At 63.2% G+C, this 20,370-nt stretch carries 18 protein-coding genes and 1 pseudogene; 9 read left to right on the top strand and 10 right to left on the bottom strand.

Annotated elements, in window-relative coordinates:
- Positions 1 to 73: 73 nt before the first annotated feature.
- From ASD44_RS15675 to ASD44_RS15660, 4 genes are all read left to right on the top strand, one after another.
- Entirely contained in the window at positions 74 to 1,582 is a 1,509-nt protein-coding gene (locus ASD44_RS15675; RefSeq protein ID WP_082542499.1) for an ABC transporter substrate-binding protein, read from the top strand.
- 79 nt (positions 1,583 to 1,661) lie between these two features.
- Complete coding sequence (locus tag ASD44_RS15670; RefSeq protein ID WP_056116331.1) at positions 1,662 to 2,576, top strand: ABC transporter permease; 915 nt, start codon at positions 1,662 to 1,664, stop codon at positions 2,574 to 2,576.
- A 17-nt stretch (positions 2,577 to 2,593) separates the two neighbouring features.
- Complete coding sequence (locus ASD44_RS15665; RefSeq protein WP_056113957.1) at positions 2,594 to 3,511, top strand: ABC transporter permease; 918 nt, start codon at positions 2,594 to 2,596, stop codon at positions 3,509 to 3,511.
- A complete protein-coding gene (locus ASD44_RS15660) occupies positions 3,508 to 5,163 on the top strand; it encodes an ABC transporter ATP-binding protein (protein WP_056113955.1) in 1,656 nt (551 codons plus the stop codon). Before ASD44_RS15665 ends, ASD44_RS15660 begins: the two co-directional genes overlap by 4 nt.
- A gap of 57 nt (positions 5,164 to 5,220) precedes the next feature.
- On the opposite strand, the gene gshB is transcribed toward ASD44_RS15660, so the two are convergent.
- The gene (gshB, locus tag ASD44_RS15655; protein WP_056113952.1) at positions 5,221 to 6,159 is read right to left on the bottom strand and encodes a glutathione synthase; all 939 of its coding nucleotides are present in this window, start codon (positions 6,157 to 6,159) and stop codon (positions 5,221 to 5,223) included.
- Between the two features lie 239 nt (positions 6,160 to 6,398).
- Here gshB and ASD44_RS15650 point away from each other — a divergent pair, with 239 nt between their 5' ends.
- Positions 6,399 to 7,745 (top strand): EAL domain-containing protein, encoded by a 1,347-nt coding sequence (locus ASD44_RS15650; RefSeq protein WP_056113950.1) that lies wholly within the window; start codon positions 6,399 to 6,401, stop codon positions 7,743 to 7,745.
- Positions 7,746 to 7,778: 33 nt separating this feature from the next.
- Positions 7,779 to 8,546, top strand: a pseudogene (locus ASD44_RS15645) (SDR family oxidoreductase).
- 19 nt (positions 8,547 to 8,565) lie between these two features.
- Here the strand turns inward: ASD44_RS15645 and ASD44_RS15640 are convergent.
- From ASD44_RS15640 to infC, 9 genes are all read right to left on the bottom strand, one after another.
- Positions 8,566 to 10,224 (bottom strand): FAD-binding dehydrogenase, encoded by a 1,659-nt coding sequence (locus ASD44_RS15640; RefSeq protein WP_056113948.1) that lies wholly within the window; start codon positions 10,222 to 10,224, stop codon positions 8,566 to 8,568.
- Between the two features lie 44 nt (positions 10,225 to 10,268).
- Positions 10,269 to 11,267, bottom strand: a complete 999-nt coding sequence (locus tag ASD44_RS15635) for a Gfo/Idh/MocA family oxidoreductase (protein ID WP_056113945.1) — start codon at positions 11,265 to 11,267, stop codon at positions 10,269 to 10,271.
- A 114-nt stretch (positions 11,268 to 11,381) separates the two neighbouring features.
- A complete protein-coding gene (pheT, locus tag ASD44_RS15630; RefSeq protein WP_056113942.1) occupies positions 11,382 to 13,787 on the bottom strand; it encodes a phenylalanine--tRNA ligase subunit beta in 2,406 nt (801 codons plus the stop codon).
- Entirely contained in the window at positions 13,784 to 14,206 is a 423-nt protein-coding gene (locus tag ASD44_RS15625) for a GFA family protein (RefSeq protein WP_056113939.1), read from the bottom strand. The genes pheT and ASD44_RS15625 overlap by 4 nt, the downstream gene beginning before the upstream one ends.
- The gene (gene pheS, locus ASD44_RS15620; protein WP_056113935.1) at positions 14,203 to 15,300 is read right to left on the bottom strand and encodes a phenylalanine--tRNA ligase subunit alpha; all 1,098 of its coding nucleotides are present in this window, start codon (positions 15,298 to 15,300) and stop codon (positions 14,203 to 14,205) included. The genes ASD44_RS15625 and pheS overlap by 4 nt, the downstream gene beginning before the upstream one ends.
- Before the next feature lie 204 nt (positions 15,301 to 15,504).
- Positions 15,505 to 15,906 carry a 50S ribosomal protein L20 gene (rplT, locus tag ASD44_RS15615; protein WP_056113932.1) on the bottom strand — a complete coding sequence of 134 codons (402 nt, stop codon included), beginning with the start codon at positions 15,904 to 15,906 and terminating at the stop codon, positions 15,505 to 15,507.
- Positions 15,907 to 15,931: 25 nt separating this feature from the next.
- Positions 15,932 to 16,135, bottom strand: a complete 204-nt coding sequence (gene rpmI, locus ASD44_RS15610; protein WP_056113929.1) for a 50S ribosomal protein L35 — start codon at positions 16,133 to 16,135, stop codon at positions 15,932 to 15,934.
- A 163-nt stretch (positions 16,136 to 16,298) separates the two neighbouring features.
- On the bottom strand, positions 16,299 to 16,940 hold the full coding sequence (locus ASD44_RS15605; protein WP_056113926.1) for an isoprenylcysteine carboxylmethyltransferase family protein: 642 nt from the start codon (positions 16,938 to 16,940) through the stop codon (positions 16,299 to 16,301).
- Positions 16,941 to 17,056: 116 nt separating this feature from the next.
- On the bottom strand, positions 17,057 to 17,593 hold the full coding sequence (infC, locus tag ASD44_RS15600; protein ID WP_082542576.1) for a translation initiation factor IF-3: 537 nt from the start codon (positions 17,591 to 17,593) through the stop codon (positions 17,057 to 17,059).
- A 200-nt stretch (positions 17,594 to 17,793) separates the two neighbouring features.
- Here infC and ASD44_RS15595 point away from each other — a divergent pair, with 200 nt between their 5' ends.
- From ASD44_RS15595 to ASD44_RS15585, 3 genes are all read left to right on the top strand, one after another.
- On the top strand, positions 17,794 to 18,564 hold the full coding sequence (locus tag ASD44_RS15595; protein ID WP_056113923.1) for an alpha/beta hydrolase: 771 nt from the start codon (positions 17,794 to 17,796) through the stop codon (positions 18,562 to 18,564).
- Positions 18,565 to 18,568: 4 nt separating this feature from the next.
- On the top strand, positions 18,569 to 19,711 hold the full coding sequence (locus tag ASD44_RS15590) for a benzoate/H(+) symporter BenE family transporter (RefSeq protein WP_056113920.1): 1,143 nt from the start codon (positions 18,569 to 18,571) through the stop codon (positions 19,709 to 19,711).
- Positions 19,712 to 19,827: 116 nt separating this feature from the next.
- On the top strand, positions 19,828 to 20,301 hold the full coding sequence (locus ASD44_RS15585) for a DUF2852 domain-containing protein (protein WP_056113917.1): 474 nt from the start codon (positions 19,828 to 19,830) through the stop codon (positions 20,299 to 20,301).
- Positions 20,302 to 20,370 lie beyond the last annotated feature (69 nt).

Raw genomic sequence — 20,370 nt, 5'->3', positions numbered from 1 at the left:
CCAGCCGTTTTCCAGACGCCGGGAGGACGGTGTCACTGCTTAAAAGTTCATTGTTTCAATCGGGAGGAATGCAATGGGAAGTGCAAGTATTCGAATCATGGCAGGTGCCCTGCTCGCAGCCGGCTGGGCCGGCTCGGCCATGGCGCAGAACGCAACCGAGGTCCGCATCGTGCTGCCGGAACAGCCGGCGAACCTGGAGCCCTGCGGCACCATCATCACCAATGTCGGCCAGATCCTCAGCCGCAACGTGGTCGAGCCGCTGACCGTCATCGACGCGGCGTCCGGCCAGCCGAAGCCAAGCCTGGCGACGGAGTGGAAGCAGACGGATCCGAACACCTGGACGCTCAAGCTGCGCGAAGGGGTGAAATTCCAGGACGGCGCGCCGTTCAACGCCGAGGCGGTGAAGTTCTCCATCGAGCGCATGACCGGCGGCAAGCTGACCTGCAGCAACATCGCCAAGTTCGGCGACGCCAAGCTGACGGTCAAGGCGATCGATGATCTGACGGTCGAGATCAAGTCGGACAAGCCGCAGCCCATCCTGCCTACCCTGCTCAGCGTCGTCATGATCGTCTCGCCGAACACGCCGGTGGACAAGGCGGTCAACGATCCGGTCGGAACCGGGCCGTTCAAGCTTTCCAGCTTCACGCCGCAGACCGTCGTGATCGACGCGTTCGACGGCTATTGGGGCAAGAAGCCGGCCATCACCAAGGCGAGCTATGTCTGGCGTCCGGAATCGTCCATCCGCGCCGCCATGGTCGAGACCGGCGAAGCTGACCTCACGCCTTCCATCGCCGCACAGGACGCCAGCAATCCGGAGACGGATTTCGCCTATCTGAACTCCGAGACGACGGCGATTCGTATCGACGCCGGCTTTGCGCCACTGGACGATGTTCGCATCCGCAAGGCCCTGAACCTCGCCATCGACTGGGAAGGCCTGGGGCAATTGTTTGGCGCCGACGCCAAGCGCGCCTCGCAGATGTCGGTCCCCGGAATCAACGGCCACGACGACAAGCTGGAGCCATGGCCGTACGACGCCGAGAAGGCGCGCGCGCTGATTGCCGAGGCCAAGGCCGCCGGCGTGCCGGTCGATACGGAGATCGAACTCATCGGCCGCAACGGCATCTACCCGAACGGCGCCGAAGCCATGGAAGCCATGATGGCCATGTGGCAGGATGTCGGGCTGAACGTGAAGCTGACCATGCTCGACGTGAACGACTGGCTGCGTTTCCTGCAGAAGCCATTCCCGGAAGGCCGCGGTCCGAACCTCCTGCAGATGATGCACGACAACAACAAGGGCGACGCCGCCTTTACCATCCCGATCTTCTACACCTCGAACGGCAGCTATTCGACCGTCAGCGATCCTGCGCTCGACAAGCAGGTCGCCGAGGCGATGGCCTCCACCGGGGAGGCTCGCACGGCGAACTTCAAGGCCATCTTCGACAAGGTGCGCAACGATGTGGTGACCGACATCCCCATGTTCCATATGATCGGCTACACCCGCGTCGGCAAGCGCCTGGACTGGAAGCCGGACATCACGACCAACAGCGAAATCCCGCTGGCCAATATCGGCCTCAAGAACTGAGCGACCGCAACAAGGGCGAAGCGCGGGATGACCTTCCGCGCTTCGCCTGACCTTAAAGCGAATTCAGAGGCTCCGCATGATGCTCGGCTATATCGGGCGGCGGGCATATCACAGCATCCTTTCCGTGATCGGCCTGTTGACGCTCGTCTTCTTCCTCACCCGTTTGACCGGTGATCCGTCGGCGCTCTACCTTCCTCTGGATTCCAGCGTCGAGGCCCGCGAAGCCTTCGCGCGGCTGAACGGGCTGGACCAGCCCCTTTACGTGCAGTTCTTCCAGTATCTCCGCGACCTGCTGTCGTTCGATTTCGGCGAGTCGCTGCGGCAACACCGCTCGGCCATCGACGTGGCGCTGGAGGCCTTTCCGCAGACGCTCAAGCTTGCGGTCGTGGCCATGACCCTGTCGATCCTGCTGGCCATTCTCGTCGGCGCCCTCGCCGCCGCCCGCCCCGGCAGCCTGTTCGATCGCATCGCCGGCCTGGTCTCGCTGGCAGGCGCCAGCACGCCGGATTTCTGGATCGCCATCGTCGGCATCCTCGTCTTCGCGGTGGGCCTGGGTCTCCTGCCGACTTCAGGCACGGGAAGCATCCTTCACTGGATCATGCCGGTCTTCGTCCTGATGCTGCGTCCGTTCGGATTGCTGGTGCAGGTCGTGCGCGGCACCATGATCTCGGCGCTGGCATCGCCCTACATCAAGACCGCCCATGCCAAGGGCATGAAGCGGCGCAAGATCATCTTCGGCCATGCGCTGAGGAACTCGCTGCTGCCGGTCGTCACGGTGGCGGGCGATCTCACCACCGGGCTGATCAACGGAGCCGTGGTCGTCGAGACCATTTTCGGCTGGCCGGGCATCGGCAAGCTGATGATCGACTCGATCATCCAGCGCGACTTCGCCGTGGTCCAGTCGACGATCCTGGTGACCGCAATCGCCATCTTCATCGTCAATATCGCGATCGACCTGCTCTATGTCGGTCTCGATCCACGCATCCGCTACTAGGCCGGGAGAGCGCGACGATGACCGATCTGACCTTGCCATCGCGGAAGTCGCCGGGGAACCTGCGGCAGCTGGCGATCTACCTCAGCCGCGACAAGCTTGCCCTGGTCGCGGCGCTGTTCCTGGCGCTGCTGCTGCTCTGTGTCCTGCTCGGGCCGCTGCTGGTCGGCGAACAGGCCGCCAAGCTCGGTCTGCGCCAACGCAACCTGCCGCCCTTTTCGGTGCAACAGGGCTGGCTCTACGTACTGGGAGCGGACACGCTGGGACGGCCGATCCTGGCCAGGCTCATCGTCGGCGCGCAAAAGACGCTGACCATCGCCGCCGCCGCCGTTCTCTGCTCGATGATCGTCGGCGGCACGCTCGGCCTCATCGCCGGCTATTCCGAGCGCTGGTACAGCCATGTCATCCAGCGGCTGGCGGACGTGATCATGAGCTTTCCCTCGCTGCTCCTGGCGCTGATCGTCCTCTATACGCTCGGCCCCAGCATGCTCAATCTCATCATCGTGCTGGCCATCACGCGCATGCCTATCTTCATCAGGACGGCGCGCGCCGAGGTGCTGGAACTGCGCGAGCGCATGTTCGTCAGCGCCGCCAGGTCGATGGGTGCGAGTTCGACGAGAATCCTGTTGCGGCACATCGCGCCGCTGGCACTGCCGACGCTGGTGACCATCGCCGCGATCGACTTCGCAACCGTGATCCTGACGGAATCCGCACTGAGTTTCCTCGGTCTCGGCATCCAGCCGCCGGACTTCACCTGGGGCGCCATGGTCGCCAACGGCCGCGGTTACCTGGCGACGGCCTGGTGGATCGCGTTCTGGCCGGGCCTGGCCATCCTCCTCACCACCCTGTCCCTGAACATCCTGTCCAGCTGGGCGCGAACCGTGGCCGACCCACAGCAACGCTGGCGGCTGCAATCCTTGAGAAAGACCGCGCGATGATGGCGGCAGGCAAACCCATCCTGACGATCGACGGGCTGACGGTGGATTTCCTGTCGGAAGGCGATCCCGTTCGCGCGGTGGACGACGTGTCGTTCAACGTCTGCCCTGGCGAAACGCTCGTCATCCTTGGCGAAAGCGGTTCGGGCAAAAGCGTCAGCACCGGCACGGTCATGGGACTGATCGACTGCCCGCCCGGCGACATCGTCTCGGGTTCCTTCATGTTCGACGGAACCGACCTGACGCAACTGGACGAGAACGGCCGCCGGGAACTGAATGGGCGGCGCATCGCCATGATCTTCCAGGACCCGCTGGCCTATCTCAACCCCGTCTACACGGTCGGGCGGCAGATCGCCGAGGTCTTCGAGAGCCACGAAGCCGGCGAAGGACGCGCGGTTCGGGACAAGGTGATCGCGCTGCTCGAGCGCGTCGGCATTCCTGAAGCGGAAAATCGGATCGACTATTATCCGCATCAGTTTTCCGGCGGACAAAGGCAGCGTGTGATGATCGCCATGGCGATCGCGCTCAAGCCCGACATCCTGATCGCCGACGAGCCGACCACCGCCCTCGATGTCAGCGTGCAGGCGCAAATCCTCGATCTGCTGCGCGATCTGCAGCAGGAAACCGGCATGGCGCTGATCATGATCACCCATGATTTGCAGGTGGCGGCCGCCATGGCGGATCGCATAATCGTCATGAATGCCGGCAGGATCGTCGAGGCCGGCAAGGCCGAGGACGTGTTCAAGCGGCCCGAGCATGCCTATACCCGGCGGCTGATCGCGGCCCTGCCGCACGAGCAGTCCAGGGACACTCCGCGCCCGGCCGGCCGGCAGAATGAAACGCTTCTGCGGGTGGAACATCTGAGCAAGCACTATGCGCTCAAATCCGGCCTGTTTTCAGCCAAGCGCGAGTTCCGGGCCGTCGACGATGTCAGTTTTGCCGTCCAGCGCGGCGAGACCTTGGGGATCGTCGGCGAATCCGGTTCCGGCAAGTCGAGCATCGCGCGGATGCTGCTGCGTCTCAACGAGCCGACCTCCGGTCGCGCCATCTTCGCCGGCGAGGACATCTTCACACTGGAAGGCGCAGCGCTCAACCGGTTCCGGCGTCGGGTGCAGATGGTGTTCCAGGACCCATTCGGCTCGATGAACCCGCGCATGAACGTCCGCTCCATCATTTCCGAACCCTGGGCGATCCATCGAGACATCCTGCCGCGGCCGCAATGGAATGACAGGGTGATTGAGCTTCTGGAACTGGTGGGGCTCAAGGCCGAGCATGCCGAGCGCCATCCGCACCAGTTTTCCGGCGGCCAGCGGCAGCGCATCGCCATCGCCCGCGCGCTTGCCAGCGAGCCGGAGCTGATCGTCTGCGACGAGGCCGTCTCGGCGCTCGACGTATCGATCCAGATGCAGGTGATCGGGCTGCTGGCCGATCTTCGCCAGCGGCTCGGCCTGTCCTACATCTTCATCACCCACGACCTGCCCATTGTCCGCCAGTTCGCCGACCGCATCCTGGTGATGCAGCAGGGCAAGGTGGTCGAGGAAAACCAAACGGAAGCGCTGTTCGCCTCGCCGCGGCATGCCTACACGCGGAAACTTCTGCAGGCCGTCCCACAGCCGAAATGGCAGCGCGAGAACACTGCAGTTCGACCCGCCTAGAACTGACCGGGTGGTCTCGTTTCGACAGACCCTTCGAAGGAACGCGCCGTGCTGCCGTCAGCGCTTGGCTTCGACCGCGTCCCAGAAGAGCGCGGCGATATCGGCGCCGCCGAAACGCTTCACCTCGCGCACGCCCGTCGGCGAGGTTACGTTGATCTCGGTCATATAGTCGCCGATGACATCGATGCCGACGAGAATGAACCCGCGCTCCTTCAGCGAAGGGCCGATGCGCTCGCAGATCTCGCGTTCGCGTTTCGTCAGTTCGGTTTTCTCGGCGCGGCCGCCGACATGCATGTTGGAGCGCGAATCATGCTCGGCCGGGACCCGGTTGATGGCGCCGACCGGCTCGCCGTCGATCAGGATGATGCGCTTGTCGCCCTTACGGACGTCCTTGAGGTAGCGCTGGACGATGAAGGGCTCGCGGAACATTTGTGCGAACATTTCGAGCAGCGAGGCAAGGTTGCGGTCGACTTCATGCAGATGGAAGATGCCGGCGCCCCCATTGCCGTAGAGCGGTTTGACGATGATGTCGCCGAACTGCTTGCGGAAATCCGCGACCTCCCGAACATCCTTGGTGATCAGCGTTTCCGGCATCAAGTCGGCAAATTCGGTGACGAAAATCTTCTCGGGGCTGTTGCGCACCCAGGCCGGGTCGTTGACCACCAGCGTTCCGGGGTGAATGCGTTCCAGAATGTGGGTGGTGGTGATGTAGTTCATGTCGAAGGGCGGATCCTGGCGCAGCAGCACCACATCCATTTCGGCCAGGTTGGTGCGCACCTGCTCGCCCAGCGAATAGTGAGCGCCCTTCTCGTCGCGCACGCTCATTTCCTCGACGCGAGCGAAGACTTCGCCATCCCGCAGGGAAAGCCTGTCGGGCGTATAGTGAAAGAGCTTATGGCCGCGCCGCTGCGCCTCGAGCGATAGCGCGAATGTCGTGTCGCCGGCGATGTTCACGGTTGAGACATGGTCCATCTGGACGGCGATCTTCAGCGGCATGGGCGGGTTCTCCGGACGGCGGGTCTGCCGTCATGTACCGTCTTGCCCGCCTTCTGCCAATCGAGACGTTTTGAACGCAGGGATAAGAAGCCCTGAACCGCTGCGTTCAACGCCGGCGCACAGGAGGATAACCGCGGCAACCATAGGAGATTTGCTGGCAAAATGGGCGCTACGATACTTTTCCTAAAGAGTTTTCTGTCAGCTTCGGAAAAAATGCTGAAATGCACACAGGGACGCCGATGCAAACGTCGTTTGGCACCGGGCAGACAATCAAGGAAACGACGGATCTGGTGCTCACCGATTCGCTGACGGGACTTGGCAACCATCGCCGGTTCTACGACAAGATCGAGCGGCTCATCAACGACCGCTCCGACGACCCGGCGCCTTTCGCCGTCGCCATCCTCGATCTCGATGGCTTCAAGCCGATCAACGACCTGTTCGGCCACAAGGCAGGCGACGATATCCTTGCCCAGGTCGCGATGCGGTTGCGCGCCTCGATGGACAGTTATTCGGCGGTTTGCCGCATCGGCGCCGATGAATTCGGTTGTCTCTTTCCGATGGTCTTCAGCGAAGACGCGGTGCTGAACAAGGCGCGGATGCTGATCGAAATCCTGTCGGCGCCTTACGATGTCGGCGATCGCACCGCCAGGCTTTCGGCCTCGGTCGGCTGTTCGCTCTTCTATTCGGGCGATGAAACGACGGAAATCCTCGTCAACAAGGCCGAGACGGCGCTTTACCATGCCAAACGGTCCGGCCGCGGTCAGGTCTTCGTCTACACAAGGTCGATGGAAGAAGCAGCCAAGCGGGTCACGCGCATCGAACAGGCGCTGCGGCGGGCGATTTCCGCGGGTGAGGTGGAGCCCCACTTCCAGCCCATCGTCGACCTGAAGACGCGCCGCACCATCGGTTTCGAAACGCTGGCACGCTGGACGGACCGCGATCTTGGCGTGGTCTCGCCCGCGGTCTTCATCCCCATCGCCGAAGAACGCGGCATTATCGGCCCGCTTTCGCAACTCGTTCTGCGCAAGGCGACCGAGGCCGCGAAAAGCTGGCCGAAAGACCTGTTTCTGGCTTTCAATCTGTCGCCGTCGCAACTGGTCGACCAGAATACAGGGCTGCACATCCTTTCCATCCTCGACCGCAGCGGCTTCGACCCTCGGCGGCTGGAGATCGAGATCACTGAAACCGGCCTTATGAACGATCCGGCCTCGGCGGAGAAAATCCTCGAGGACCTGCGCCGCGTCGGCATCCGCGTCTCGCTCGACGATTTCGGCACCGGCCAGTCCTCGCTGGGGCGGCTGCGCGAGTTCCATTTCGACAAGCTGAAGATCGACCGCACCTTTGTGTCCTCGATCCTCGACGACCGCCCCTCCGAACACATCATCCGCGCTATCCTCGCCATGTGCGAAGGACTTGGCATGGACGTTGTGGCCGAAGGCATCGAGCAGGAGGCACAGGCCCAACGGTTGATCGAGTTCGGTTGCCGTGGCGGACAAGGCTATCTTTTCGGCAAGCCGGCCGATGCCGACGCTACCCTTGCCTATCTGCGCGATTCCTTCCGCAACCCCCGGCATGCCGCCGTGTAATCTGCGCCTGGCTTACGGAGAAATGTGACCGCCATGCTGCCGTCTGCTCGATTCAGCGACCTCGAAGGCGCCTCCGTGCTCATCACCGGCGGCGGCTCCGGCATCGGCGCGGCGCTGACGGAAGGCTTCGTCAGGCAGGGCGCGAAGGTCGCCTTCATCGACATTGCCGACGAACCCAGCTCGGCGTTGTGCGAAACGCTGGCCGAAGCCACGGGCAACCGCCCGCTTTATTTCCGCGCCGACCTGACCGATGTCGGGGCGTTGCGCGACGCGGTCGGCCAGGCTGTCGCCCGGCACGGCGCCGTCACCGTGCTGGTGAACAACGCCGCCAATGACAGCCGCCATCCGGCCGAGGAGGTTACCGAAGAATTCTGGGATGCGAACCAGGCCATCAATCTGCGACCGCAATTCTTCGCAGCCTAGGCGGTGGTCGGCGGCATGAAGGAAACCGGACGCGGCTCCATCGTCAATTTCACCTCCACCGCCTTCATGCTGAACATCGGCGACATGCCATCCTACACGGCGGCCAAGGCCGGCATCATCGGGCTGACCAAGGGGCTGGCCGGGCGTTACGGAAAATACGGCATCCGCGTCAACGCGATTGCGCCGGGCTGGGTCATCACGGAACGGCAGCGCGCGCTGTGGGTGACGGAAGAGAGCCTGAAGAAGCATGTCGACTGGCAGGCCATCCCACGCGAGATGGTCGCCGACGACATGGTCGGTCCCTGCCTGTTCCTCGCCTCGGATGCATCGCTGATGCTGACGGCGCAGACGCTGATCGTCGACGGCGGAGTGCTGTAGGCCAGCTCCAGCCGGGTGGTTAGCCGACTGTTTGCGCCGCAGCCTGGCCGGCGATTCTGCCTGAAAAGATGCAGCCGCCGAGGAATGTGCCTTCGAGCGCCGCATAGCCATGAACGCCGCCGCCGCCGAAGCCCGCGACCTCGCCTGCTGCATAGAGTCCGGCCACCGGTTGGCCGTCCCTCCCCAAAACACGGCTGTCGAGATCGGTTTCAAGCCCTCCCAGCGTCTTGCGGGTGAGGATGTTAAGCCTGACAGCAATCAATGGCCCGTTCGCAGGATCGAGCATCTTGTGCGGCTTGGCCGTGCGGATCAGCCGGTCGCCGAGATAGGCACGGGCGCCACGCAGCGCCGTCACCTGCATGTCCTTCGAGAACGGATTGTCGAGTTGCATGTCGCGCGCATGGATTTCCCGCTCGACCGCCTCTAGCGACAGGAGTGGCTCGCCGCCGGCCAGTGCGTTCATGCGTTTCACAAGCGCCGACAGATCGCGCTCGACGATGAAATCCTCGCCCTTGTCCATGAAGGCTCTGACCGGCGCGGGAATTCCCGACGTGGCGCGGCCGAGCACCTGGCGCCAGCTCTTGCCGGTCAGGTCGGGATTCTGTTCCGATCCGGACAGGGCGAATTCCTTGCGGATGATCTTTTCGGTGAGAATGAACCAGGAATAGTCGAAGCCGGTGCTGGCGATGTGGCCCAGCGTCGCCAGCGTGTCGAAGCCGGGATAAAGCGGCACCGGCATGCGCTGCCCGCGCGCATCGAGCCAAAGCGACGACGGCCCGGGCAGGATGCGGATGCCGTGGCCGGTCCAGATTGGCGCCCAGTTTTTGATGCCCTCGACATAGTGCCACATGCGATCACGATTGATGAGTCGGCCGCCGGCCGTCTCGGCGATGGAAAGCATCCGCCCATCGACATGATCCGGTACGCCCGTGATCATCCGCTTCGGCGGCTGTCCCAGACGCGAAGGCCAGTTCTTGCGAACCAGTTCATGGTTCGCGCCGATGCCGCCGGAGGTCACGATGACTGCCTGCGCCTTGATCTCGAAATCCCCGACGACTTCGCGGGAGCTTTTTTCGCCGCGTCCGACGCCGCTCGGCTCCAGCACCGTTCCGCTGACGCCCTCGACCGCCGATCCGGTGCGGATCAGTTCATCGACGCGATGACGAAAGCGGAAGCTGACCAGCCCCTGTTTCACCGCCTCGCGAACGCGCAGCACGAACGGCTCCAGCACGCCCGGTCCGGTACCCCAGGTGATATGAAAGCGCGGCACCGAATTGCCATGTCCCGTGGCGTTGCCGCCGCCCCGCTCGGCCCAGCCGACGACGGGGAAGAACTTCATGCCGCGCTGCATCAGCCATGAGCGCTTTTCGCCCGCAGCGAAGGCGACATAGGCCTCGGCCCATTTACGCGGCCAGTGGTCCTCCTCGCGGTCGAAAGCGGCGGTGCCGAGCCAGTCCGACAGCGCCAGTTCATGCGAGTCGCGGATGCGCATGCGCCGCTGTTCAGGCGAATCGACCAGGAACAGGCCGCCCAGCGACCAGAACGCTTGCCCGCCCAGAGACTGCTCCGGCTCCTGATCAACGATGATGACCTTCCGACCGGCTTCGGCCAATTCCGCCGCTGCGACCAGTCCGGCGAGGCCGGCCCCGACTATGATGACATCGGCATCGTTGGCCATCAGCTATCTCCCCCAAGAGCCGGAAACTTTGACGTGATTGAAGGCTAGACCGTCTCCCAGCCATCCTTGCCGCCGGCACGGAATATCGCGTCGATGACCTTCTGGTTGAGCACCGATTCCTCCAGCGTGAACACCCTGTCGCCACCGCCCTGCGCCGCCCGCGCGAAGGTCTCGACCTCGAGCCTGTACTGCTCGGTGCCGGGGAAGCGGAAGACCTGCGTCTCGGCATGGTTCTGGCTGTGCAGTTCGATGCGGTGATGGTCGTAGAGCCCGGCATTGAAGGGCGACGCGACCTCGATGAACCCCTTGTCGCCGTGGAAGACCATGGTCTGGCGCGCGGCCATTTCGGTCGACAGATAGAACGACAATTCGAAATCGCCGAAGTCGGCGCGGATGGATGAATAGGAATCGGTGCCGAAAGCGCCGCGCTCCACGGTCGCCTGCACGCGGTTCGGCTCCTTGCCGGTGACAAAGCGCGTGGAAACCGTCGGGTAGACGCCGATGTCGGGCAGCGCGCCACCACCGAGTTCGGGCTTGTTGCGCATGTTCTGCGGATCGACATTGTAATAGGTGAACGCGCCCTGCACATGGCGCAGACGCCCGATGGCGCCGGACGCCACCAGTTCGCGCACCTTGATCCATTGCGGATGGTAGATGACCATGAAGGCTTCGCAGACCTGCACCTTCTGTCCCGAAGCAGCCCGCCTGTCGCGCAGCGCGATCAGCGGCTCAATCTCCTCGGCCTTCAGCGCCAGAGGCTTCTCGACCAGCACATGCTTGCCAGCCTCGATGGCCTTGGCGGTCCATTCGACATGCTGCGAGGTCGGCAAAGGGATATACACGCCGTCAATATCCGGCGACGCCAGCAATTCCTCATAGGAGCCGAAAGCGAGCTGGGCGCCGAAACGGTCGGCGAGGGCGCGCGCCCTCGCCTTGTCGCGGCTGGCTATGCCGGAAAGCACCCCGTTTTCCGCGCTGGCAATGGCCGGCAAAAGCTGCTCGCGACCAATCTTGGCCGTCGAAAGGACACCCCAACGAAACATGCAATTTCTCCTACAATATGCTCAGGCGAAGACTTGCCTGAATTGGAGGAAAAAGCCAATGCAGCTGCCGCGAGGCGGGCCTTCCGATGCGTAAGGCTGTTTAGCCGTTCAGCATCAGCCCCGCAGCACGCCGCCGGTTTGTTTGCCAACGCTGTCGACGATCCGCTTGGCCAGCGCTTCGAAATCCTCGTCGTTCAGGGTCTTTTCAGCCGGCTGGATCGACACTTCGATGGCGACGGATTTCTTGCCCTCGCCAAGCGATGCCCCTTCGAAGATGTCGAAGACGGAGACTCCGGTGATCAGCTTCTTGTCGGCGGAGAGTGCGGCGCGGGTTAGCGTACCCGTCTCGACGGCCCGGTCCACGACGAAGGCGAAATCGCGCTTGACTGCCTGGAAGGCGGACAACTCCAGTTTCGGCTTGGTGCGCGTTGCCTTCATCTTCGGCTCAGGGATAGCATCGACGAACACTTCGAAGCCGCAGAGCGGGCCTGAGACGTCCAGCGTTTCGAGGGTCTTCGGATGGAACTCGCCGAAGGTGCCGAGTACCACCTTTGGCCCGAGCTTGATGGTGCCGGAGCGGCCGGGATGATACCAGGCAGGACCGCCGGCCTCGATCTGCAGCCGATCGACCGGCGCACCGCAGGCTTCGAGCACGGCGAGCGCATCGGCCTTGGCGTCAAACACGCCGACCGGCGCGGCATTGCCGGACCAGTCCCGCCCCGATCCCTGAAGGCCGGCAGTGCCACGGCGCACGCCTGCGGCCACACGGCGCTGCGCATCGGGCACGTCGCCTTCATACGTTCCGGAAACCTCGAACAGGGCCACGTCACCGAAGCCGCGGTCGGCATTGCGCTGCGCGGCGGATACTAGCCCCGGCAGCAACGAAGGCCGCATATCCGACATGTCGGCGGCGATTGGATTGGCGAGCTTGAGCGCCGGCTGGCCGCCGCCGAAAAGTTCGGCGTGCCTCGCCGGAATGAACGACCAGGTGACAGCCTCCATCATGCCGCGCACAGCCAGCGCGCGCTTGGCGGCGCGGGTGCGGATCTGCAGCACGGTGAGTATCTTGGCGTTGACCGCATCGTGGCTGGCGAGAGGCTGCGACGCGATCTCGTCGACGCCGTGGATGCGCATGATCTCTTCGACCAGATCGGCCTTGCCGTCGACATCCGGGCGCCAGGAAGGGACTGTAACGTCGACGCGGTCGCCGCCGCCCTTGGGGCCGAAGCCGAGCCGCGTGAGGATGTCGAGGCTTTCGGCCTTGGGCACATCGAGCCCGGTCAGGCGTTTGACCTCCGACAGCGGGAAGGACACGATTTTCGACTTGTGGCCGGCGTAGCCGACGACTTCACTCTCGGTCGGTTCGCCGCCGCAGAGATCGAGCACGAGCTTCGTCGCCAATTCCAGGCCGGGAACCATGAACTCAGGGTCGACACCCCGTTCGAACCGGTAGCGCGCATCGGTGATGATGCCGAGGGTGCGGCCGGTGCGGGCGATGTTGAGCGGTTCCCACAGCGCCGATTCGATCAGCACGTCGGTGGTGTTCTCATCACAGCCCGAATGCTCGCCGCCCATGATTCCGGCGATGGATTCGACGCCGTTATTATCGGCGATGACGCACATATCCGGCGTCAGCGTGTATTCGCGGCCATCCAGCGCCAAAACTTTTTCGCCATCTCGCGCCCGGCGCACGACAAGGTTGCCCGCGACCTTGGCGGCGTCGAAGACATGCAGCGGCCGACCGCGGTCGAAGGTGACGTAGTTGGTGATATCGACCAGCGCGTTTATCGGGCGCAGTCCGATGGCGATGAGCCGCTGCTGCAGCCATTTCGGCGACGCGCCGTTCTTGACGGCGCGCACCAGCCGAAGTGCGAAGCCGGGGCAAAGCTCGGACGCGGCGATCTCCACCTTGACCGGACATGCGCCCTTGCCGGGTACTGGTTCCACCGGCGGCGTCTTCAGCGTGCCGAGGCCGCTGGCGGCGAGGTCGCGGGCGATGCCGTAGACGCCGGTGGCATCCGGGCGATTCGGCGTCAGATTGATCTCGATGACCGGGTCGTCCAGATGCGCATAGGTAGCGAAGCTGGTGCCGACCGGCGCATCGTCCGGCAAGTCGATGATGCCGTTGTGGTCGTCGGAGAGTTCCAGCTCGCGCTCGGAGCACATCATGCCGTGGCTCTCGACGCCACGGATCTTGCCGACGGCAAGCGTCACATCGATGCCGGGAACATAGGTGCCGGGCGCGGCGAATGCGCCGATCATACCGGCCCTTGCGTTCGGCGCGCCGCAGACCACCTGGATGGGATTGCCTGAGCCGGTGTCGACCGTCAGCACGCGCAGGCGGTCGGCGTCCGGATGCTGGACGGCGCTGACGACCCTGGCGATAACGAATGGCTTCAGCGCCGCCTTGTCGTCGACATGCTCGACTTCGAGGCCGATCGAGGTCAGCCGTTCGACGATCTCTTCGAGCGACGCGTCGGTATCGAGATGATCCTTCAGCCAGGAAAGGGTGAACTTCATTGGTATGCCCCATCGGGTCGTTGGACGCTGCTCTTGAGGTGCCTTGGCAGGCTGTCCGGCATGTGAAGAAAAGGAAGCTGCTCGCGTACATAGGAATGGTGCGTCGGCCTGAAATAGGCCGGCATGTCGAAGACGCCGAGCATGAAATAGATCTGGTTCTCGAGCCGCGCATCGACATAGGCGATGGGCGAACCGCAATTGCCGCAGAACGAACGCGTCACAGCACCGTTCTCGAACGTTTTGAGCACGCTGCCATCAATGGCCACCTGATCGGCCTTGAAGCCGACAAAGGCAGAGACCGGCGCGCCGGACGCCCGGCGGCAGTCAGAACAATGGCAATAGCTGACATGCGTCGGTTCGGCGGATGCCTCGAACCGGACCGCGCCGCAGCGGCAGCCGCCGGTGTGCGTTGCGTTCACGAACTCAGACCTCCAAACAGGGTCGGCATGTCGAGTGGGCGGAAGCCGTAATGCTGCAACCAGCGCACATCGGCGTCGAAGAACGCGCGCAGATCCGGCATGCCGTATTTCAGCATGGCGATCCGGTCGATGCCCATGCCCCAGGCGAAACCCTGATACTCGTCCGGGTCGAGGCCGCCATGGCGGATGACGTTCGGATGCACCATGCCGCAGCCGAGGATTTCCATCCAGTCGCTGCCTTCGCCGAAGCGCACCTCGCCGGGGCGCGAGCGGTCGCACTGGATGTCGACCTCCAGGCTCGGCTCGGTGAAGGGGAAGAAGGACGGGCGAAAGCGCATCTTGACCGATGGCACCTCGAAGAAGGCCTTGCAGAACTCCTCCAGCACCCACTTCATGTTGGCGACATTGGCAGTCTTGTCGATGACCAGGCCCTCAACCTGATGGAACATCGGCGAATGGGTGGCGTCTGAATCCTGCCGGTAGGTCTTGCCGGGGATGACGATGCGGATCGGCGGCTTCTGCGCCTCCATCGTGCGTATCTGCACGGGCGAAGTATGGGTACGCAACAGCTTGCGTTCGCCGTTATCGGCCGGATTGAAGAAGAACGTATCGTGCATTTCCCGCGCCGGATGCCCCTCCGGGAAGTTCAGCGCGGTGAAATTATAGTGGTCGGTCTCGATATCCGGCCCCTCGGCTATGGCGAAGCCCATGTCGCCGAAGATCGCGGTGATCTCGTCGATGACCTGGCTGATCGGATGGATACGGCCGCGCTCCGCCGGCGACTGGCGCACAGGCAGGGTGACGTCGACCTTTTCCAACGCAAGCCGTTGGGTAATCGCGGCGTCCTTCAGTTCACTCTTACGTGCCGCGAGCGCATCGGTGACGCGGGTCTTCAAGCCATTGATGGCAGGGCCCTTGGTCTGGCGTTCCTCGGGGGTCATAGGACCGAGTGTCTTCAGGAGTTCGGTGACGGCGCCCTTCTTGCCCAGCGCCGCAACGCGCACGGTTTCGATGGCGGCTTCATCGGCGGCCGCGGCTATGTCGGCAAGCAGCGAACTCTCAAGAACGTCGAGGTTTCCAGCGGTGGCGTTCACGGCGAAACTCTTTCGGATCGGGCAAAACCGCCAATCTGGCTGGGGCTTCGCCATTTCGGTTACATGCGATCAAAGAAAAACCCGCGCCAGCCTAGCCGGCGCGGGTTTCCCAAATCAGAAAAGCGAATGCTTGGGAAGCGCGGCGGGCTTTCCTATGTGCATTTATCCGACGCGGGAATTGCTTCGCAACCCGCTGGAAAATGCTCAGGCAACAGCGCTTTCAAAAGCGTTCGGCGTGGTGTTCTTCAGATATTCGAGCGCAATCTTGGCCTTGCCAACCAGAGCGGCGAAAGCCTGCGGCTCGTGGATGGCCATGTCGGACAGCACCTTGCGGTCGATCTCGATCCCGGCCTTGTTGAGGCCGTCGATGAGACGGGCATAAGTCAGGCCGTGCTCGCGAGCGGCGGCGTTGATGCGCTGGACCCAGAGGGCGCGGAAGTTGCGCTTGCGGATCTTGCGGTCGCGATAAGCGTACTGCAGCGACTTTTCCACCGCCTGCTTGGCGATGCGGATGGTGTTCTTGCGGCGGCCGTAGAAACCCTTGGCGGCTTTCAGGACCTTCTTGTGCTTGGCGTGGGAGGTGACGCCTCTCTTTACACGTGCCATGTCATGATCTCCTTATATCGCGCGCTTACAGGCCGTTCGGCAGGAAGTTCTTGATGATCTTCTTGCCATCCGGTTCGGCCAGAACCATCGTTCCGCGGGCATCGCGAATGAACTTGTTGCTGCGCTTGATCATGCCATGACGCTTGCCGGCGGCAGCCGACTTGACCTTACCGGTCGCCGTGATCTTGAACCGCTTCTTGGCAGCGGATTTGGTCTTCATCTTGGGCATTTTTGCTTCTCCTATCGAGGCTTTGACGCCTCCGTTTTGTTGTTTTCAGACCGACCAAAGTCCGAAAAGCAAATGAAACCGCCACGGCATGCCCTGCCGGGCGGTTTTTTGGGAACGCGGCCCTATACTGCAAAGCAGCGCGGCGCGCAACACCTGCTGGTGTCTAAGGGATGCGGAACAACACCGGTAGCGTCCCCGAAATCTGCCAGGCATCGATCATCTCGAACACCGGCATGGCGACGAGGAAGACGAGGCCGTCGAGCAGCGTCGTGAGAAGAAGCTTTGGACGGAAGCTGCCAGTCTCGCCTTCGCGGTAGAGTGCGAAATCCGGCCAGAAGCGCGGCACCGCGCGCAGGTAGGCCTCATAGGGTGCGCCAAGCGCCTGCTTCAGGAACTTTTCCTCGCGCAGGATGACAAAATGAAAGGCTACGGCGCACAAGAGCGCAAAGCCGATCAGTGCGACAATGGAACCCATCTGGGCACCGACGCCGGCGGCGGCCATCGACGAGAACAGATAAAGCGGATTGCGCGTCATCGAATACGGTCCGCCCGTAACGATCGTTTCGGCCTTGCGGCCGCCGATGTAAAGCGTCGACCACAGACGTCCGATGATGCCGAGGAAGATCAGCAGCACGCCGATCATCTCCACGGTTTCGTGCATCATGGTCTCCGGCGGAAACAGGGATTGACCGAAAAGCAGCGCCGCGAACAACAGCACCACGAGGACGGCCAGCGTTAGCCGGCGCAGCGACTGGAAACGGCTCAGCGCCTTTCCGGATGGCTGTACGACGGCTTCCTGTTTCATGCGAGCATTCCGGTTGGTGAAGGCTGAAAGACGCTGCCTTTAAGGAGAGAAAAAGGCGCTTTCCCCAGATGGAAAGCGCCTTCTCCCAAATCCGCTGGCCAAATCCGCCGGGTCAATCAGCGCGGCGCCAGCACCATCATCATCTGGCGGCCTTCGAGCTTCGGCTCGGCCTCGACCTTGGCGATGGTCGCGACTTCCTCGCGCACCTTGTTCAGAAGCTCCATGCCAAGCTCCATATGGGCCATTTCGCGGCCGCGGAAACGCAAGGTGAGCTTGACCTTGTCACCTTCCTCGAAGAACCGGCGCACCGAACGCATCTTCACTTCGTAGTCGTGGCTGTCGATGTTCGGGCGCATCTTGATCTCCTTGATCTCGATGACCTTCTGGTTCTTGCGTGCTTCCGCCGCCTTCTTCTGGTTGGCGTATTTCAGCTTGCCCAGGTCCAGAATCTTGACGACAGGCGGCACCGCGTTCGGAGAGATCTCGACCAGGTCGAGTCCTGCTTCCTCGGCGAGCGTCAATGCGTCGCTGGTGGACATGTCACCGTGATTTTTGCCTTCAGCGTCAATGAGCTGGACGCGGGGGACACGAATGTCCCGGTTTGCGCGCGGGCCATCCTTGGTGGGCGCCGCTGCTTTAAAAGGTCTGCGAATGGCCGTGGTCTCCTCGAGCCGTTTGGGTAAAGGGTTCAGAACGCGCCAATGTGGTTGGCATGGGCAGCGAGTCAATAGCACAGCGATGACAATAAATCACCTGTTGCAGCAAAGCTTCTGCGCCAAAGAAGAAATTGGCCCGGCACTTTCCGTCCCTGCGCCGGCTGTGCCAAAAGACAGCGTGCGAAGGACAGGGCCTCATGGAAACAGCCGAGCCGATCTTTTTCGATGTCGAGGGGACGGCCATCGCGGTTCGGCCGCAGCGCGGCGCGCAACCGGGCGTCGTCTGGCTCGGCGGCTACAAATCCGACATGCGGGGAACCAAGGCCGAAGCGCTGGCTGGCTGGGCAGCCAATCGAGGCGGCGCCTTTCTGCGCCACGATTATTCAGGCCATGGCGAATCGGCCGGCGCATTTAAGGACGGCACAATCTCGAAGTGGCTCGGGCAGAGCCTTGCCGTGTTCCGGAACTACAGCGAAGGCAGGCAGGTGCTGGTGGCGTCGTCGATGGGCGCCTGGATCGCGCTGCGAATGATGCAGGAGTTGCGCAGGGCCGGCGACGACCGCGTGGCTGGGCTGGTGCTGCTTGCGCCGGCCCCGGATTTCACCGCCGAGCTGGTCGAACCGGTACTGAACGACGCCCAGCGCAAGGACCTGCTCGAGAAAGGGTATTTCGAGGAACCGTCCGACTATTCGCCAGAGCCTTATATCTACACGCGCGCGCTGATCGAGGATGGCCGCGCCAATCTGGTCATGACCGGCCCGATCGACACGCATTGCCCGGTTCATATCCTGCAGGGGCTCGCCGATGCCGACGTGCCGTCGAGCCATGCGCTCAAACTCGCCAGCCTGATACCGGCGGACGACGTGACGCTGTCGCTCGTGCCGGACGGCGACCACCGGCTGTCGCGCCCGCAGGATCTGGACCTGCTGGTCAGCGCGGTCGAGGCGATGGTGGAAAGGGCGAGCTAGATCGATGCGCCTCTCCATTCCCATTTCCGCCTTCGTCGCGGCGGTCGTCGGCTTCGGCGGCACGCTTGCCATCATCATCGCCGCGGCGACGGCGGTCGGCGCGACGCAACCGCAGACGGCGAGTTGGGTGACCGCCATCTGCCTCGCCATGGCGGCCGAAAGCCTGTGGTTATCCTGGCGCACGAGGATGCCGGTGATAACCGCCTGGTCGACGCCGGGCGCGGCGCTGATCGCTGCCTCCAGCGGCTTTACCATGGCTGAGGCGGTCGGCGCCTTCATCGTCACCGCGATCCTTTTGATCGCCACCGGCCTGTTCCGGCCGTTGACCCGGCTGATCGCCAAGATTCCCGCCTCGGTTGCGTCGGGCATGCTCGCCGGCATCGTCGTTACCTTCGCCATCAACGCGGTGAAAGCCGTGCCTGTCGACCCATGGCTGATCCTGCCATTGATCGCCGCTTTCTTCCTGATCCGGCTTTGGAACCCGGCGCTGTCGGTTCTGGCGGTGCTGATCGGCGGCGGCGCAGCGGCCTTGCTGACCGGACGGGTCGGCAGCCTGCCGGCGCCCGAGCTTTCAACACTGGTATTGGTCGCGCCGCAGTTCACCGTCGCTTCGATCGTCGGCCTGGCGCTGCCACTCTATCTTGTGACGATGGCGTCGCAGAACCTGTCGGGCCTCGCCGTGCTTCGGGCCGCCGGCTACAATCCCGAGCCCGGCCCACTTATCGGCGTCACCGGCTTTTTCTCGCTGATGACCGCCCCGCTCGGCGCATCCACCACCAACCTCGCCGCCATTTCAGCTGCGATCTGCACAGGCCCGGACGTGCATCCAGATCCGGCAGAGCGGTGGAAAACCGGACCGTTCTACGCGCTTGCCTATATTATTTTCGCGATGTTCGGGGCTTCGCTGGTGGCGGTCTTCGCGGTGCTGCCGCAAAGCCTGATCGTGCTGGTCGCGGGTCTGGCTCTGATGGCGCCGCTGGCCAATGCGCTGTCGATTGCCCTCACCGAAGAGCGCGACCGCATGGCTGCGACAACGGCTTTTGCCGTCACCGCCTCCGGCCTAACGCTGGCCGGCGTCGGATCAGCCTTCTGGGGATTGCTTGCCGGGCTGGCCGTCATCGTTCTCGACCGCATCAAAAAGAGATAATCATTCCAGCCTCTTCTCCGGTTTCGGCGGCGGCCGTCTTGAATCGGGGTTTTGCCGTTACCATCTCGATTCGAGGCAGCCCGGTTGGCTGTTCGTAACGGAAGGAACGGGAGAAAATGAACACTTCTGCATTGATCCGCCCGGCTTGGACGCCGGCGACCATTGCGCTGATGGTGATCGGCTTCATGGTGTTCTGGCCGCTCGGCTTCGCCATGCTGGCCTACATCATCTGGGGCGACCGGCTTGAGGGTTTCAAGCGGGACGTGAATCGCACCACGGACGGCATCTTCGCCGGCTGCCGCCGCGGCGCCGACAAGGCCAGCCGGTGGGGCCATGGCGCCCGCACCGGCAATGTGGCTTTCGACGACTGGCGCGAGAAGGAACTCGAGCGTCTGTCCGAGGAGCGCCGCAAGCTGGATGAGGCGATGGCCGAATTCGACGAGTATGCGCGTGAATTGCGCCGCGCCAAGGACCAGGACGAGTTCGACCGTTTCATGGCCCATCGCAACCGCGGCACCGCGCCAGCCCCGACGAACAAGCCCGGCAAGGGGCCGTCAAAGGACAAGGGCACGAACCTGCTCGACGACTGAGCCTCAATTATCCGGTGTATCGAACGGCGTCGTGAAAGCGGCGCCGTTTTTGTTTGCTGATGCTTCTCG

This window comes from Mesorhizobium sp. Root554, from assembly GCF_001427025.1.
GTDB lineage: Bacteria > Pseudomonadota > Alphaproteobacteria > Rhizobiales > Rhizobiaceae > Mesorhizobium.
This window is presented reverse-complemented; position numbering and strand designations above follow the sequence as displayed.

Excerpts from the sequence above, each read along its gene's own strand:
- ASD44_RS15635 (WP_056113945.1), bottom strand. The coding sequence starts at position 11,267 with ATGTTTCGTTGGGGTGTCCTTTCGACGGCCAAGATTGGTCGCGAGCAG.
- ASD44_RS15660 (WP_056113955.1), top strand. The coding sequence starts at position 3,508 with ATGATGGCGGCAGGCAAACCCATCCTGACGATCGACGGGCTGACGGTG.
- ASD44_RS15590 (WP_056113920.1), top strand. The coding sequence starts at position 18,569 with ATGCGCCTCTCCATTCCCATTTCCGCCTTCGTCGCGGCGGTCGTCGGC.
- ASD44_RS15650 (WP_056113950.1), top strand. The coding sequence starts at position 6,399 with ATGCAAACGTCGTTTGGCACCGGGCAGACAATCAAGGAAACGACGGAT.
- pheT (WP_056113942.1), bottom strand. The coding sequence starts at position 13,787 with ATGAAGTTCACCCTTTCCTGGCTGAAGGATCATCTCGATACCGACGCG.
- ASD44_RS15670 (WP_056116331.1), top strand. The coding sequence starts at position 1,662 with ATGCTCGGCTATATCGGGCGGCGGGCATATCACAGCATCCTTTCCGTG.
- rpmI (WP_056113929.1), bottom strand. The coding sequence starts at position 16,135 with ATGCCCAAGATGAAGACCAAATCCGCTGCCAAGAAGCGGTTCAAGATC.
- ASD44_RS15665 (WP_056113957.1), top strand. The coding sequence starts at position 2,594 with ATGACCGATCTGACCTTGCCATCGCGGAAGTCGCCGGGGAACCTGCGG.
- ASD44_RS15585 (WP_056113917.1), top strand. The coding sequence starts at position 19,828 with ATGAACACTTCTGCATTGATCCGCCCGGCTTGGACGCCGGCGACCATT.
- rplT (WP_056113932.1), bottom strand. The coding sequence starts at position 15,906 with ATGGCACGTGTAAAGAGAGGCGTCACCTCCCACGCCAAGCACAAGAAG.
- gshB (WP_056113952.1), bottom strand. The coding sequence starts at position 6,159 with ATGCCGCTGAAGATCGCCGTCCAGATGGACCATGTCTCAACCGTGAAC.
- ASD44_RS15675 (WP_082542499.1), top strand. The coding sequence starts at position 74 with ATGGGAAGTGCAAGTATTCGAATCATGGCAGGTGCCCTGCTCGCAGCC.
- ASD44_RS15605 (WP_056113926.1), bottom strand. The coding sequence starts at position 16,940 with ATGAAACAGGAAGCCGTCGTACAGCCATCCGGAAAGGCGCTGAGCCGT.
- ASD44_RS15595 (WP_056113923.1), top strand. The coding sequence starts at position 17,794 with ATGGAAACAGCCGAGCCGATCTTTTTCGATGTCGAGGGGACGGCCATC.
- ASD44_RS15640 (WP_056113948.1), bottom strand. The coding sequence starts at position 10,224 with ATGGCCAACGATGCCGATGTCATCATAGTCGGGGCCGGCCTCGCCGGA.